Source organism: Sphingomonas turrisvirgatae (assembly GCF_001721295.1).
Lineage (GTDB): Bacteria > Pseudomonadota > Alphaproteobacteria > Sphingomonadales > Sphingomonadaceae > Sphingomonas > Sphingomonas turrisvirgatae.
The window spans coordinates 17,566-30,663 of the sequence record NZ_MDDS01000023.1 but is presented as its reverse complement, the minus strand read 5'-3'; the positions used below and the strand labels follow the sequence as shown (position 1 = coordinate 30,663).

Sequence of the window (13,098 nt, the reverse complement as noted above, 5' to 3'; positions counted from 1 at the left end):
TCGCCGGATTTTTTTCGGAGGATATGTTGTTCAAGGGTCTGAAGCCGATCGTCTACAACGGCCGGGAAGTGTGGCCGATCGTGGAGGGCGGCAAGGGTGTCGCAGCGACCAATCACGCGTCGGCAGGCGCATGGGCGGCGGCGGGCGGCATCGGCACGGTCAGCGCGGTCAATGCCGACAGCTATGACGCCGAGGGCAAGATCATCCCCCAGGTCTATCGCGCGCTGACCCGGCGCGAGCGGCATGAAGAACTGATCGCCTATGCCATCGACGGCGCGGTCGAACAGGTGAAGCGCGCGTTCGAGATCGCCGGCGGCAAGGGCGCAATCAACATCAACGTGCTGTGGGAAATGGGCGGCGCGCAGCGCGTGCTGCACGGCGTGCTCGAGCGGACGCGCGGCATGGTCGCGGGCGTCACCTGCGGCGCGGGCATGCCCTATAAGCTCAGCGAAATCGCCGCCTCCTATGGCGTCAACTATCTTCCCATCGTCAGTTCCGGCCGCGCGTTTCGCGCGTTGTGGAAGCGCGCCTATTCCAAGGCGAGTGAGTGGCTGGCGGCGGTGGTCTATGAAGATCCCTGGCTCGCCGGCGGGCATAATGGCCTGTCCAACGCCGAAGATCCGCGCGCGCCGCAGGACCCGTATCCGCGCGTGAAGGAGCTACGCGAGGTAATGCGCGAGGGCGGCATCAGCGACGATGTGCCGATCGTGATGGCGGGCGGCGTCTGGTACCTGCGCGACTGGAACGACTGGATCGACAATCCCGAACTCGGCAGCATCGTCTTTCAGTTCGGCACGCGGCCTTTGCTGACTCAGGAAAGCCCGATTCCGGATGGCTGGAAGGCCAAGCTGATGGAGATCGAGGAGGGCGACGTGCTGCTTCATCGCTTCTCGCCCACCGGCTTCTATTCATCCGCCGTGCGCAACCCGTTCCTGCGTAACCTCGAAGCGCGCTCGGAACGCCAGATCGCCTATTCGACCGAAGCGGCCGGCGATCACACCTTCCAGCTCGATGCCGGGGTCAAGGGCAAGAACTTCTGGGTCACGCGCAACGACCTGTTACGCGCGCGCGAATGGGTGGGCCTGGGCTTTACCGACGCGCTAAAGACACCGGACAACACGCTGATCTTCGTCGATCCGGTCGAAAAGCAGGTGATTCGCAAGGACCAGGCCGATTGCATGGGCTGCCTCAGCCAGTGCAGCTTCTCGTCCTGGGCGGACACCGAAACCAACTCGACCGGGCGCCTGGCTGATCCGCGCAGCTTCTGCATCCAGAAGACGCTGCAGGACATCGCCCATGGCGGCGACACCGACCGGAACCTGATGTTCGCGGGTCATGCGGCCTATAACTTCAAGCGCGACCCGTTCTATTCCAATGGCTTCGTGCCCACGGTCAAGCAGCTGGTCGACCGCATCCTGACGGGCGACTAGTCGCATCTGATACAGTTGCGCTTCGCTGCGGCATAGCGACCCTGTCTTGCCGCGGCGCAGCATCGCGCCCATCTGCCCCGGCATGGCCCGTTCCGATCCCCCCGCCGCGCCGGACCGGCTCGACCGCACCGGTATCCTCCAGGGGCTGGGCGCCTATGGCCTGTGGGGGTTGCTGCCGCTCTATTTCTGGTTGCTGCAGGGCGTAAATGCCGGCGAAGTGGTCGGGATGCGCGTGCTATGGTCGGTCGCCTTGCTCGTCATCCTGACGCTGGCGTTGCGGCGCGGGGGCAAGCTTGTGGCGGCGCTCCGCAATCCGCGCGCAATCGGTCTGCTGGTGGTCAGCGCGGCGCTTATCTCGATCAACTGGCTAGTCTATATCTGGGCGATCCATCACGGCCATGTGCTGGAATCCAGCCTGGGCTATTTCCTCAACCCGCTGGTCAACGTGCTGATCGGCATGGTGCTGCTGGGCGAGCGGCCGGGCTTCGCGCAGCTGGTCGCCATCGTCTTTGCCGCCATCGGGGTCGCGGTGTTGGCGATCGGCGCCGGGCAGGGCATCTGGATCAGCCTGACGCTGGCCCTGTCGTTCGGGTTCTACGGCTTCGTGCGCAAGGTTGCGCCGGTGGAATCGCTCGAAGGACTGACCATCGAGACCGCGCTGCTTGCGCCGTTCGCGGTCGCTTACCTCGCGTGGCTGTCCGCTCACGCGCCGCTCGGCTTCGGGCAGACGCCGCAATGGACCGCCGCGCTCGTGCTGTCGGGCGTCATCACCGCCACGCCGCTGCTGCTGTTCGCCGCTGCCGCGCGACGTTTGCCTTATTCGACGCTCGGCCTGCTGCAATATATCGCGCCGACGGTTCAGTTCTTGCTGGCGATCGGCTTTTTCGGCGAGCACATGACGACCGCCCACGCGATCTGCTTCGGGCTGATCTGGACCGGCCTCGCCATCTTCGCGCTGCACGGAACGATCGCGGCCCGGCGTCGCGTGACGTGACGGCTGCGTTGCGCTAGAGGCGCGCGCTAGGCTCAACCACGGACTGTCCGATGACCCTCTATACCCGTTTCGCTGCCCATCTGAATGCCGCTCTCGACGCGCTGGTCGCGTCGGGTGATCTGCCGGCGGGGTTGGAGCGACGCGCCGTCACGGTCGAGCCACCGCGCGACACCAGCCATGGCGACCTGGCCACGAACGCTGCGATGGTGCTGGCCAAGCCCGCCGGCACCAATCCGCGCGCGCTGGCGGAGAAGATCGCGGCCGAGTTGCACAAGCTCTCCGAAGTCGCCGCCGTCTCGGTCGCCGGGCCGGGCTTTATCAACCTGACGCTGACCGACGATACCTGGCGCGACGAGCTTGCCGCGATCAACGATGCCGCCGACCGTTATGGCCGCAGCGACAGCGGTGCGGGCGTCACCGTCAATGTCGAATATGTGTCGGCCAATCCGACTGGTCCGATGCATATGGGCCATTGCCGCGGCGCAGTGGTCGGCGACGCGCTTGCCAGCCTGCTCGAAGCGATCGGGCACAAGGTCGTGCGCGAATATTATGTGAACGATGCGGGCGGGCAGGTCGATGTGCTCGCTCGCTCGGCGCATCTGCGCTACCGCGAAGCGCTTGGCCATCAGGTCGGCGAAATTCCGGAGGGCCTCTACCCCGGCGACTATCTGAAGCCGGTGGGTGAGCGGCTCGCTGCCGAACATGGCGATAAATACGCTGACGCGCCTGAGGGCGAGTGGCTCGCGCTGTTCCGCAAGGCGGCGGTTGCTGACATGCTGGTCATGATCAAGCAGGACCTGGCCCTGCTTGGCATCCATCACGACCTGTTCTCGTCTGAGGCCGAGCTGCAGGCCGCTGGCAAGCCCGAACAGGCCGAAGCGTGGCTGCGCGAGCATGATCTCGTCTATGATGGCGTGCTCGAGGCCCCGAAGGGCGAGACGCCCGAAGACTGGGAGCCGGTCGAGCTGCCGCTGTTCCGTTCGACGGAGTTCGGCGACGATCAGGACCGCCCGATCAAGAAGTCGAACGGCGCCTGGACCTATTTCGGCGCGGACATGGCCTATCACTTCCAGAAGGCGGGGGCCGCCGACCAGCTGATCGACATCTGGGGCGCGGACCATGCCGGGACGGTGAAGCGGATCACCGCCGCCGTCGCCGCGCTGACCGGCGGCAAGACACGTTTCGACGTTAAGCTGGTCCAGATGGTGCGGCTGCTGCGTGCGGGCGAGCCGGTCAAAATGTCCAAGCGTTCCGGTAACTTCGTCACGCTTGCTGATGTGGTGAATGAAGTCGGCAAGGACGTCGTGCGCTTCACCATGCTGACGCGAAAGGCCGATGCCCAGATGGACTTCGACTTCGCCAAGGTGGTCGAAGCGTCGAAGGACAACCCGGTCTTCTACGTCCAATATGCCCACGCCCGCATCGCTTCGCTTCACCGCCGCGCGGCCGAGGCAGAAATTTTGTGCGATGCAGCGGATTTGTCCCGTCTCGATACACGCGAGCTCGCGCTGGTGAAGCTCGCAGCGCAATATCCCCGCACGGTCGAAGGGGCGGCGGCAGCGCGCGAGCCGCATCGAATCGCCTTTTATCTCTATGACTTGGCGGCTGAGTTTCACGCGTTGTGGAACATGGGCAATGACGATCCGTCGCGCCGCTTCCTGCTGCCCGACGATGTACCGATGACGTGCGCGCGACTTTTCCTGGCCGACGCGATCGGGCAGGTTATCCGCAATGGCCTCGCCATCATGGGGGTAGAGGCGGTTCAGGAGCTGAACTGATGGACGCGGTGGACGAGCTCAAGGACGATCGCCTGCCTTGGCTGGAGACGGCCGATGAGGAATATGAGGAGCGGCCCGGCTGGCTGCGCGCTGCCTTGCTGGCGGTGCTGGGCCTCGCCGTCGTCGCGGCGGCGATCGCTGGCTATACCTGGTTCCAGCGAACCGGCGGTGGCGGTGGCACCGGTGAGCTGATCAACGCCCAGGACGGCCCGTACAAGGTCAAGCCCGACGATCCCGGCGGCATGAAGGTGGAGGGTGAGGGGGACGCCGTCTTCGCCGCGAGCGAGGGGGCGACCACCAACGGATCGGTCAATGTCGGCGCGATGCCTGAGGTGCCGGTCGCCGGCAAGGCCGCGCCCAAGGCGAGCCCCACGCCGGTGAAGGGCGCGAGCCGCGTGGTCGCGACCGTGCCCGCCGCCGTGGCGCAGGCGACCGCTCCGGCGCAGAAGTCGCCCGGCGCATCGTCGGGCAGCGCGGTGATCCAGCTCGGCTCGTTCCCGAGCGAGGCAATGGCCAACACCGCCTGGGCCCGGCTGTCGAAGCGGTTCAACTACATCGCGCCACTCGGCAAGTCGGTCGAAAAGGCCGAGGTAAACGGCAAGGCCGTGCACCGCCTGCGCGTCAACGCCGGCAGCAACGGGCAGGCGCGCGACCTGTGCGGGCGGCTGAAGGCGGCGGGCGAAGCCTGCTTCCTGGCGCCGATGTGAGCAATGCGCCGTCGTTCCGGCGAAAGCCGGGATGACGGTGGCGGGGCGGCCGGATATAGCGGGCCTATGAAGCCCGTCATCTACGGCCTGTCCGGCCCGGTCCTCACGCCCGACGAACAAGCGTTCTTCCGCGACGCCGACCCGCTCGGCTATATCCTGTTCGCCCGCAATTGTATCGACCGCGCACAGATGCGCGCGCTGACCGACACCTTGCGCGACCTGTCCGGTCGCGACGATGTGCCGATCCTGATCGATCAGGAGGGCGGGCGCGTCGCGCGAATGAAGCCGCCGGTATGGCCCGAATTCCCGGCGGGACCGGCCTTTGACCGCCTGTATGACCTGGCTCCATCCTCGGCGATCGAGGCGGCGCGCGCCAATGCGCACGCCCTGGCGCTGATGCTCGCCGACGTCGGCGTCAACGTGAACTGCGCGCCCCTGCTCGACGTGCGACAGCCCGAGACGACGCCCGCCGTGGGCGAGCGGACGTTCGGCAGCGATCCGATGCGGGTCGCCGCGCTCGGCCGCGTGATGCTCGACGGGATGGCGAAGGGCGGCGTCGTCGGGGTGGTGAAGCACATGCCGGGACACGGGCGCGGCGTGGTCGACAGCCATTACGAACTGCCCGTGGTCGAAGCGGACGAGGCCGCGCTGGAAAGCGATATCGAACCGTTCCGCACGCTAAGGGACGCGCCGATGGCGATGACCTGCCACGTCGTGTTCAAGGCATGGGACGCGGCGAACCCGGCCACGCTCTCGCCCACCGTCATCCGCGACGTGATCCGCGGCCGGATCGGGTTCGACGGGCTGTTGATGACCGACGATATTGACATGAAGGCGCTGTCGGGCACTGCGGGCGAGAAGGCCGCGGCCGCGATCGCCGCCGGCTGCGACGTCGCGCTCGATTGCTGGGCGCGGCTGGACGAGATGCAGGACATTGCCGGGCGGCTGGGCGACGCTTCGCCGCAAACACTGGCGCGGCTCGATCGCGCGATGGCGAGCGTGCGACTGGAAGCGGCCGACATGGCCGAATTGCTGGTCAAGCGCGATGCGCTGCTGGCGCTCGTATAGCGATCCGGTCGCCCCGGCCTTGTGCCGGGGTCTGCGGTGCCGCAAGCTATGGCGATGACGGTGAAACGGCATCGATCGAGGCGAAGCGGCCCATGGCATCGTGCGGGGATGGCGCTGGCACATGGCCGCTGATCCCGAAGCGCTCACCATCGACATCGACGGCTGGGAAGGGCCGCTCGACCTGCTGCTCGCGCTCGCCCGCAACCAGAAGGTCGATCTTCGCCAGCTTTCCATCCTGCAACTGGTCGACCAGTATCTGACCTATGTGAACGAAGCCCGCGAGCTCAAGCTGGAGGTCGCCGCCGATTATCTCGTGATGGCGGCCTGGCTCGCCTATCTCAAGTCGGCGCTGCTGCTGCCGCGCGATCCGGCGGTCGAGCCTAGCCCGGAGGAGCTGGCGCTGCGTCTTCAGCTTCGCCTCGAACGGCTGAACGCCATGCGTGAGGCAGGCGCACGGCTGGTCGCGCGCGACCGGCTGGGCCGTGACGTGTTCTCGCGCGGTGCGCCCGAAGGCCTCAGGGTCGTGCGCAAGTCGCGCTACGACGCCGAACTCTATGACCTGATCGCCGCCTATGGCCGGATCAGCGCGAGGACTCGCCCGGTGATGCATGTGGTCGCAGTGCGGCCGGTGATGACGCTGGAGGATGCGCTGGCCCGCGTGTCCGAGCTGATCGGGCAGCGCATCGACTGGAGCACGATCGAAAGCTTCGTGCCGGGGGAGGCGACCGGCCTCTACCGCAAGTCGGCGCTCGCCTCGTCCTTCCTCGCCGCGCTCGAGCTTGCCAAGCAGGGACGGGTGGAACTGCGCCAGCAATCGGCGTTCGCGCCGCTCTATCTCAAGGCAACCGCATGAACTCGCCCGGCGACACCCCGATCGACGAGGTCGGGCGAGCGGTCGAGGCGGTGCTGTTCGCCGCCGAGCAGCCGCTGACGCTCGCCGATATCCGCGCCTATGTCGGCGATCGTTTCGATGTCGCTGCCGCGCTGGCGGCGCTCGCCGATCATTATAGCGGGCGTGGCATCGAGCTGGTCGAGCGCGGTGGGCGCTGGCATTTCCAGACCGCGCCCGACCTCGCCAACTTCCTGCGGCGCGACCGCGAGGACAGTCGCAAGCTGAGCCGTGCGGGCATCGAGACGCTGGCGATCATCGCCTATCACGAGCCGGTGACGCGGGCCGAGATCGAATCGATCCGCGGCGTGCAGATCTCGAAAGGCACGCTCGACGTGCTGATGGAGGCAGGCTGGATCCGGCCCGCCGGCCGCCGCGAAGTGCCGGGCCGCCCGCTCACCTTCGCGACCACGGCCGAGTTCCTCACGCATTTCGGCCTGGCCAGCCGCCGCGACCTGCCCGGCATCGACGATTTGCGCGCTGCCGGGCTGCTCGATCCGGTCGATCTCGCGTTCGAGGCGGCGCAAGGTGAGGAAGTCATGGAAACGTCGGACGAACGCGACTAGATGGGCGCTGAATCAACGGAGAGTTCCGATGGGTAGCATGAGTCTGATGCACTGGCTGATCGTCGGTGTGCTCGTAATCCTTCTGTTCGGCGGCAGCCGCTTCTCGAACATGATGGGTGACGTCGCCAAGGGCATCAAGCAGTTCAAGAAGGGCATGGCCGAAGAGGACGAGACGCCGGCGCGCCCCGCCGAGCTGGAGGCCAAGCGAGTTAACGATCCGCAGCCGACCCCGCAGGCGCAGTCCGAAGCGCGTCCGGCCGACCGCCAGTAAGCCTGCACGCGTTGGTCACGGCTTAGATGCTCGATTTCAATGCGCCCGAATTCCTGGTGGTGGCGATCGTCGCGCTGCTGGTGATTGGGCCCAAGGATCTGCCCAAGGCAATGCGCTTCGTCGGCCATTGGGTCGGCAAGGCGCGCGGCGTGGCGCGCCAGTTCCGCAGCGGCTTTGACAACATGGTGCGCGAGGCGGAACTCGCCGAAATGGAAAAGAAGTGGGCCGAGGAAAATGCCCGCATCATGCGCGAGCATCCGCCGGAAAAGACGCTGCCGGCACCTGTCTATGACCCCAATCCCGACGGCGCCGCGCCCGCTGCGCCCGCCGCGATCGATCCCGAGGACATGCCGCCGGTGATGACGGAGCCGCCCGCGCTGAAGGGCGACGAGGGTGAGCCGCCCGCGACGAAGGCCGTGCCATGAGCAGCGAGGACGAGATCGACAACAGCGAAGCGCCGCTGCTCGACCATCTGATCGAACTGCGCCGGCGGCTGTTCTATTGCGTCGTGTCGCTCGTGCTGACCTTTGCCGTGGCCTTCTACTTCGCCAAGCCGATCTTCGGCCTGCTCGTCCAGCCGCTGGCCGCGGCGGGGCAGGACCGGCTGGTCTTCACCCAGATCTTCGAAGCCTTCATGGTGCAGATCAAGGTGGCGTTCTTTGCCGCGATGATGGTGTCGTTCCCGGTCATCGCCAACCAGCTGTGGCAATTCGTCGCGCCCGGCCTGTACCGCAAGGAGAAGCGGGCGCTGCTGCCGTTCCTGCTGGCGACGCCGGTGTTGTTCGCCCTGGGCTGCGCGCTTGCCTATTTCTTCGCGATTCCCGTCGCGCTCAAGTTCCTGCTGGGGCTGGAAGGCGACCTGGGCGGCGGAGTGAAGCAGGAAGCGCTGCCCGCGGTCGGCAACTATCTCGATTTCGTGATGCAGTTCCTGTTCGCGTTCGGCATCTCGTTCCTGTTGCCGGTGCTGCTGATGCTGCTCGAGCGGGCCGGGATCGTCACCTACGAGCAGTTGAAGAGCGCCTGGCGCTATGCCGTCGTCGCCGCCTTTGCCGTGGCGGCGGTGCTGACGCCGCCCGATATCGGGTCGCAGCTGCTGCTCGCCGGGCCGCTTTGCGCGCTCTATTTCCTCTCGCTCGTCGGCATCTGGTTCACGCGCCGGCGGCGGGCCAAGGATCTGGGCGAAAAGGAAGCGGCGGCCGAAGCCGCCGCCGATTAGGATCTACTTGGAATCGTCGGCCGTCTTGGCGACGGTGTCGCCCGCCGATTTCACGTCCTTGCCCACGCCTTCGATCGTGTTGCACGCGGTGAGGGCGAGGCCGGTCAGGGCCAGAACAACGAACTTTCGCATCACTTCCTCCATCAAGCTGCCGAACGGCTGAATGATCGAGCGGGCGGGTTCGTTCCGCAGCCGTTAGTTTCGCCCCTTCAACTCGTCGCCGATGATGGGCACGACGTGGAGGACGTTGGTCGACCCTGGCGTGCCAAAGGGCACGCCGGCGCAGATGATGACTCGATCGCCCGCCTTGGCGATGCCGTGGCGCAGCGCCATGCGCTTGGCCTTTGCCACCATCTCCTCGAACGAGCCGACATCCTTGGTGTGCACGGCATGGGTGCCCCAGAGCAGGCCCATGCGCCGTGCCGTCTCGACCTTTGGCGTCAGCACCAGGATCGGCACCGCCGGCCGTTCGCGCGCGATGCGGCGCGCGGTCGAGCCGGACATGGTGAAGCAGATGATCGCCGTCGCGCTGACCGTCGCGGCGATCGACTTGGCCGCTTCGGCCAAAGCGTCGGCGGTGGTCGGATCGGGCTTGGTCACGGTAAAATGCACGCGGTCGCCATGCGCCGGATCGCGCTCCACCGAATCGGCGATGTCGTTCATCATCGTCACTGATTCGGTCGGCCATGCGCCGGCCGCGCTTTCGGCCGACAGCATGATCGCGTCGGCGCCGTCATAGACTGCGGTCGCCACGTCCGACACCTCGGCGCGGGTGGGCGAGGGCGAGGTGATCATCGATTCAAGCATCTGCGTCGCGACGATCACCGGGCGGCCCAAGCGGCGCGCAGTTTCCACGATCCGCTTCTGCAACGGGGGCACGCTTTGCGGCGGCAGCTCGACGCCCAGGTCGCCGCGCGCGACCATCACGCCGTCGCACGCTTCGACGATCTCCTCCAGCCGGGTGACCGCGCTCGGCTTCTCGATCTTGGCCAGCAGCGCCGCCCCGCCGCCGATCAGCTTGCGCGCTTCGGCCAGATCCTCCGGCCGCTGCACGAACGAGAGCGCGATCCAGTCGACCTTCTGCTCGACCGCGAAGGCAAGATCGCTGCGGTCCTTTTCGGTCAGCGCGGCGAGCGGCAACACCATGTCGGGGACGTTCAGCCCCTTGGAATTGGACAAGGTGCCGCCGACCTCGACCCGCGTGTCGATCCACGCGTCACCGCCATGGCCGCCATAGCCAGTGACGCGCAGCACCATCTTGCCGTCGTCGAGCAGCAGGCGTGCGCCCTCGGCCACCGCCTCGAAAATCTCGCGATGCGGCAGTTCGACGCGGGTGACGTCGCCGGGTTCGGACGAGCGATCGAGGCGGAAGGCGGCGCCGGTCGCGAGCGTCACGCGCCCCTCGGCGAACTTGCCGACGCGCAACTTGGGTCCTTGAAGGTCGGCCAGGATCGTAGTCGGGCGGCCGGTGGTCTTTTCCAGCGCGCGGATCGCCTGGATGACCGGCACCTTCGATTCCTGATCGCCATGGCTCATGTTGATGCGGAATGCATCGGCGCCCGCGGCGTGCAGCTTTGCCACCATCTCCGGCGTGCTGCTCGCCGGGCCCAGCGTCGCCAGAACGCGCACCTTGCGCGAACGGGGGTGCATGGCCTTGTTCATCAATCCGGTCTCCGCCTTGTGCGCTGGCGTTCCTAACGGCAAATGCGGCCCGTTCAACCGGAGAGACCATAATCATGCCAACGCTGGACAGCATCGATGACCGGATCGCCGCGCAAGCGTTCCGCAGGCTGGTACGGCATCTGCGCCACCGCACGGATGCCGAGAATATCGAATTGATGGGCCTCGCGGGATTCTGCCGCAACTGCCTGAGCGACTGGGTGGCCGAAGCGAGCGGAGGCGAACTGAGCAAGGACGCCGCGCGCGAAGCGATCTATGGCATGCCCTATGGCGACTGGAAGGCGAAGCATCAGGGGGAGGCGACGCCGGAGCAGATCGAACGGATGAACGCGAGCGTCGCGAAGAACCGCGCAGACGCCGAGCTGGACGCGGAGCTGGACGACAGTTTCCCGGCAAGCGATCCGCCTACGATCACGCAACCGGGCGGCTAGTATCGCCTGAAAAGCGCGCTAAGCTGGCGAGAACAGGGGAGATCAACATGCGCCGTTTCACCGCTATCGCCGCCGTCCTGCTCGCTGCAACGCCGCTGTCGGCCCAGACCGCCGCACCTGCAGCGGCGGCGCCCACGGTCACCTATATCCATGCCGGCGCGCTGCTCGCCCGTCCGGGTGAGGCGGCGCGCGGAGCGAGCACGATCATCGTGCGCGATGGCAAGATCGCCGAGGTGCGTGACGGCCATGTCGCGCCCGAGGGCGGGGCCGAGCTGGTCGATCTCAAGGACCGGTTCGTCCTGCCGGGATTGATCGACATGCACGTCCATCTGTGGGGCATCGGCGGCGACCCGCTGAACGACCGGCTGACCGCGCTCAATCGCGACGATGCCGACGACATGATGTGGGCGGTCGGGAACGCGCGGGTGACGCTGGACGCGGGCTTCACCACTGTTCGCGACCTGGGCGGCAATGCGCGCGGCATGCGCGCACTGCGCGAGGAGGTCGAGCGCGGGGTGATCGCTGGGCCGACGATCGTCAATGTCGGCACCGCCATTTCGGTGACCGGCGGCCATGCCGATCCCAGCAACGGTCTTTCGGAAACCTTTGCCGACGCGATGCACCAGCATCAGATCAACACCTGTGACGGGCCGGACGATTGTCGCCGCGCGGTGCGGCAGCAGATCGCGCTGGGCGCGCAGGCGATCAAGTACATGTCGACGGGCGGCGTGCTCTCGAACGTCTCGGGCGGTCTTGGCCGCGCGATGACCGATGAAGAGATGCGTGCGATCATCGATACGGCGCACGGCCTCGGGCGCCGGGTCGCGACGCACAGCCACGGCGTCGCGGGCACCAAGGCGGCGGTTGCGGCCGGCGTCGATACGGTCGATCACGGATCGTTCCTGGACGACGAGGCGATCAAGGCGATGAAGGCCAAGGGCACCTGGCTCGTCCCGACCATGCTGGCGCCGCAAGCAGCCGTCGAGTTCGCGCGCAAGGGGCTGCTGCCGCCTGCCGTGCTGCCCAAGGCCGAGGAAGCCGCCGCTGCCGCCTTCGCCAGCCACAGCAAGGCGATCGCCGCGGGCGTCAAGGTCGCGTTCGGCACCGACACCGGCGTGTCGAAGCATGGCGACAATGCGCGCGAGTTCGCACTGATGGTCAAGGCCGGAATGACCCCGGCACAGGCGATCAAGGCGGCCACGGTCAGCGCAGCCGAAGCGCTGGGCCGCAGCGCCACGATCGGCAGCATCGAGCCGGGCAAGGATGCCGACATCATCGCGGTCAGCGGCAGCCCGCTCGAGGACGTGACGCGGCTGGAGCGCGTGGACTTCGTGATGCGTCGCGGCGCGGTGCACAAGGCTGGCGGCAAGCGGTAGGGGCTTCCCGGCGCAATAGGCGCAGGGTCGCACCTGCGCCCCCGGCGCGCGCCGGAAAGATTAGGCGGTCACTCGCGAGCGGTATCGTTCGGCGCGTCTTGTTCCGGCAGGTTCGCGCTGGCTCCGCGCGCCTTGGCCCTTAACGGAACAAACCGACGACGAGCAGCACGATGATCAGGGCCAGCCCCGCCTTTTGAACTTTCAGATGCCCGAACGGGATCAGCAGCAATGGTGAAAGGATACGCGTCGCGATCCACGCGCCGCTCCAGAGGCCAAAGGATCCATTGTTGAGGATCAGGGTGGTTGTTGCCGAAACGCTTGGCGAAACAGCCAGTGCGACCAAGATGAACTTCCGGTGTTGCATATAGTGGTCATCGAGCGCCGTTTTCTGGTCAGCGGTGGGGAACATCGCCCGGCTGATGAAGACATAGGGGAGCGCGACGCCCGCAGCGCTCAACATCCGCCAAGCATCCAGGGTCACCACCTCGCGAGCGCCCCAATTCACCAGCCAGACGTTCATGCCGCCAAATAGAACGATAGAAGCAAGCATCGGCACGCACATGCCGATTGCTGCAGACTGGCGGTCGCGCCAGATATCCGCGAACCCCGTGGCGACGTTAGCGACCGCAAGCCCGAGCAGCAGCCCATAGAAGCTGAAAAAATACTCGAAATCGCTCATGTGACGCCCCCAG

The 13,098-nt window shown here is 66.6% G+C and carries 15 protein-coding genes; 12 read left to right on the top strand and 3 right to left on the bottom strand.

Features of this window, described 5'->3' with window-relative positions; all coding sequences use genetic code 11:
- The first annotated feature begins 26 nt into the window (after positions 1 to 26).
- From BFL28_RS09745 to tatC, 10 genes are all read left to right on the top strand, one after another.
- The gene (locus BFL28_RS09745; protein WP_069320390.1) at positions 27 to 1,430 is read left to right on the top strand and encodes an NAD(P)H-dependent flavin oxidoreductase; all 1,404 of its coding nucleotides are present in this window, start codon (positions 27 to 29) and stop codon (positions 1,428 to 1,430) included.
- 82 nt (positions 1,431 to 1,512) lie between these two features.
- The gene (gene rarD, locus BFL28_RS09740) at positions 1,513 to 2,424 is read left to right on the top strand and encodes an EamA family transporter RarD (protein ID WP_119184578.1); all 912 of its coding nucleotides are present in this window, start codon (positions 1,513 to 1,515) and stop codon (positions 2,422 to 2,424) included.
- A gap of 50 nt (positions 2,425 to 2,474) precedes the next feature.
- On the top strand, positions 2,475 to 4,202 hold the full coding sequence (argS, locus tag BFL28_RS09735) for an arginine--tRNA ligase (protein ID WP_069320369.1): 1,728 nt from the start codon (positions 2,475 to 2,477) through the stop codon (positions 4,200 to 4,202).
- Positions 4,202 to 4,909: an SPOR domain-containing protein gene (locus BFL28_RS09730; protein ID WP_069320368.1), complete on the top strand. Its 708-nt coding sequence runs from the start codon at positions 4,202 to 4,204 to the stop codon at positions 4,907 to 4,909. Before argS ends, BFL28_RS09730 begins: the two co-directional genes overlap by 1 nt.
- A 66-nt stretch (positions 4,910 to 4,975) precedes the next feature.
- Positions 4,976 to 5,977, top strand: a complete 1,002-nt coding sequence (gene nagZ, locus BFL28_RS09725) for a beta-N-acetylhexosaminidase (protein WP_069320367.1) — start codon at positions 4,976 to 4,978, stop codon at positions 5,975 to 5,977.
- A gap of 121 nt (positions 5,978 to 6,098) precedes the next feature.
- Positions 6,099 to 6,830 carry a segregation and condensation protein A gene (locus tag BFL28_RS09720; protein ID WP_069320366.1) on the top strand — a complete coding sequence of 244 codons (732 nt, stop codon included), beginning with the start codon at positions 6,099 to 6,101 and terminating at the stop codon, positions 6,828 to 6,830.
- Positions 6,827 to 7,432: an SMC-Scp complex subunit ScpB gene (gene scpB, locus BFL28_RS09715; protein ID WP_069320365.1), complete on the top strand. Its 606-nt coding sequence runs from the start codon at positions 6,827 to 6,829 to the stop codon at positions 7,430 to 7,432. Before BFL28_RS09720 ends, scpB begins: the two co-directional genes overlap by 4 nt.
- Before the next feature lie 28 nt (positions 7,433 to 7,460).
- Complete coding sequence (locus tag BFL28_RS09710) at positions 7,461 to 7,703, top strand: twin-arginine translocase TatA/TatE family subunit (protein WP_069320364.1); 243 nt, start codon at positions 7,461 to 7,463, stop codon at positions 7,701 to 7,703.
- A 26-nt stretch (positions 7,704 to 7,729) separates the two neighbouring features.
- Positions 7,730 to 8,128 carry a Sec-independent protein translocase protein TatB gene (gene tatB, locus BFL28_RS09705; RefSeq protein ID WP_069320363.1) on the top strand — a complete coding sequence of 133 codons (399 nt, stop codon included), beginning with the start codon at positions 7,730 to 7,732 and terminating at the stop codon, positions 8,126 to 8,128.
- Complete coding sequence (gene tatC / locus BFL28_RS09700) at positions 8,125 to 8,919, top strand: twin-arginine translocase subunit TatC (protein ID WP_069320362.1); 795 nt, start codon at positions 8,125 to 8,127, stop codon at positions 8,917 to 8,919. The genes tatB and tatC overlap by 4 nt, the downstream gene beginning before the upstream one ends.
- A gap of 3 nt (positions 8,920 to 8,922) precedes the next feature.
- Here the strand turns inward: tatC and BFL28_RS09695 are convergent, their stop codons facing one another.
- The gene (locus tag BFL28_RS09695; RefSeq protein WP_069320388.1) at positions 8,923 to 9,051 is read right to left on the bottom strand and encodes an entericidin A/B family lipoprotein; all 129 of its coding nucleotides are present in this window, start codon (positions 9,049 to 9,051) and stop codon (positions 8,923 to 8,925) included.
- A 63-nt stretch (positions 9,052 to 9,114) separates the two neighbouring features.
- On the bottom strand, positions 9,115 to 10,581 hold the full coding sequence (gene pyk, locus BFL28_RS09690) for a pyruvate kinase (protein ID WP_069320361.1): 1,467 nt from the start codon (positions 10,579 to 10,581) through the stop codon (positions 9,115 to 9,117).
- Positions 10,582 to 10,655: 74 nt separating this feature from the next.
- Between pyk and BFL28_RS09685 the strand changes: the two genes are divergently transcribed.
- Positions 10,656 to 11,030, top strand: a complete 375-nt coding sequence (locus BFL28_RS09685) for a DUF1244 domain-containing protein (RefSeq protein WP_069320360.1) — start codon at positions 10,656 to 10,658, stop codon at positions 11,028 to 11,030.
- A gap of 47 nt (positions 11,031 to 11,077) precedes the next feature.
- Positions 11,078 to 12,406, top strand: coding sequence for a metal-dependent hydrolase family protein (locus BFL28_RS09680; protein ID WP_069320359.1), 1,329 nt, complete (start codon positions 11,078 to 11,080; stop codon positions 12,404 to 12,406).
- Positions 12,407 to 12,545: 139 nt separating this feature from the next.
- On the opposite strand, the gene BFL28_RS09675 is transcribed toward BFL28_RS09680, so the two are convergent.
- A complete protein-coding gene (locus BFL28_RS09675) occupies positions 12,546 to 13,085 on the bottom strand; it encodes a hypothetical protein (RefSeq protein WP_069320358.1) in 540 nt (179 codons plus the stop codon).
- Between the last annotated feature and the right edge of the window lie 13 nt (positions 13,086 to 13,098).

Excerpts from the sequence above, each read along its gene's own strand:
- rarD (WP_119184578.1), top strand. The coding sequence starts at position 1,513 with ATGGCCCGTTCCGATCCCCCCGCCGCGCCGGACCGGCTCGACCGCACC.
- argS (WP_069320369.1), top strand. The coding sequence starts at position 2,475 with ATGACCCTCTATACCCGTTTCGCTGCCCATCTGAATGCCGCTCTCGAC.
- BFL28_RS09730 (WP_069320368.1), top strand. The coding sequence starts at position 4,202 with ATGGACGCGGTGGACGAGCTCAAGGACGATCGCCTGCCTTGGCTGGAG.
- nagZ (WP_069320367.1), top strand. The coding sequence starts at position 4,976 with ATGAAGCCCGTCATCTACGGCCTGTCCGGCCCGGTCCTCACGCCCGAC.
- BFL28_RS09720 (WP_069320366.1), top strand. The coding sequence starts at position 6,099 with ATGGCCGCTGATCCCGAAGCGCTCACCATCGACATCGACGGCTGGGAA.
- scpB (WP_069320365.1), top strand. The coding sequence starts at position 6,827 with ATGAACTCGCCCGGCGACACCCCGATCGACGAGGTCGGGCGAGCGGTC.
- BFL28_RS09710 (WP_069320364.1), top strand. The coding sequence starts at position 7,461 with ATGGGTAGCATGAGTCTGATGCACTGGCTGATCGTCGGTGTGCTCGTA.
- tatB (WP_069320363.1), top strand. The coding sequence starts at position 7,730 with ATGCTCGATTTCAATGCGCCCGAATTCCTGGTGGTGGCGATCGTCGCG.
- tatC (WP_069320362.1), top strand. The coding sequence starts at position 8,125 with ATGAGCAGCGAGGACGAGATCGACAACAGCGAAGCGCCGCTGCTCGAC.
- BFL28_RS09695 (WP_069320388.1), bottom strand. The coding sequence starts at position 9,051 with ATGCGAAAGTTCGTTGTTCTGGCCCTGACCGGCCTCGCCCTCACCGCG.
- pyk (WP_069320361.1), bottom strand. The coding sequence starts at position 10,581 with ATGAACAAGGCCATGCACCCCCGTTCGCGCAAGGTGCGCGTTCTGGCG.
- BFL28_RS09685 (WP_069320360.1), top strand. The coding sequence starts at position 10,656 with ATGCCAACGCTGGACAGCATCGATGACCGGATCGCCGCGCAAGCGTTC.
- BFL28_RS09680 (WP_069320359.1), top strand. The coding sequence starts at position 11,078 with ATGCGCCGTTTCACCGCTATCGCCGCCGTCCTGCTCGCTGCAACGCCG.
- BFL28_RS09675 (WP_069320358.1), bottom strand. The coding sequence starts at position 13,085 with ATGAGCGATTTCGAGTATTTTTTCAGCTTCTATGGGCTGCTGCTCGGG.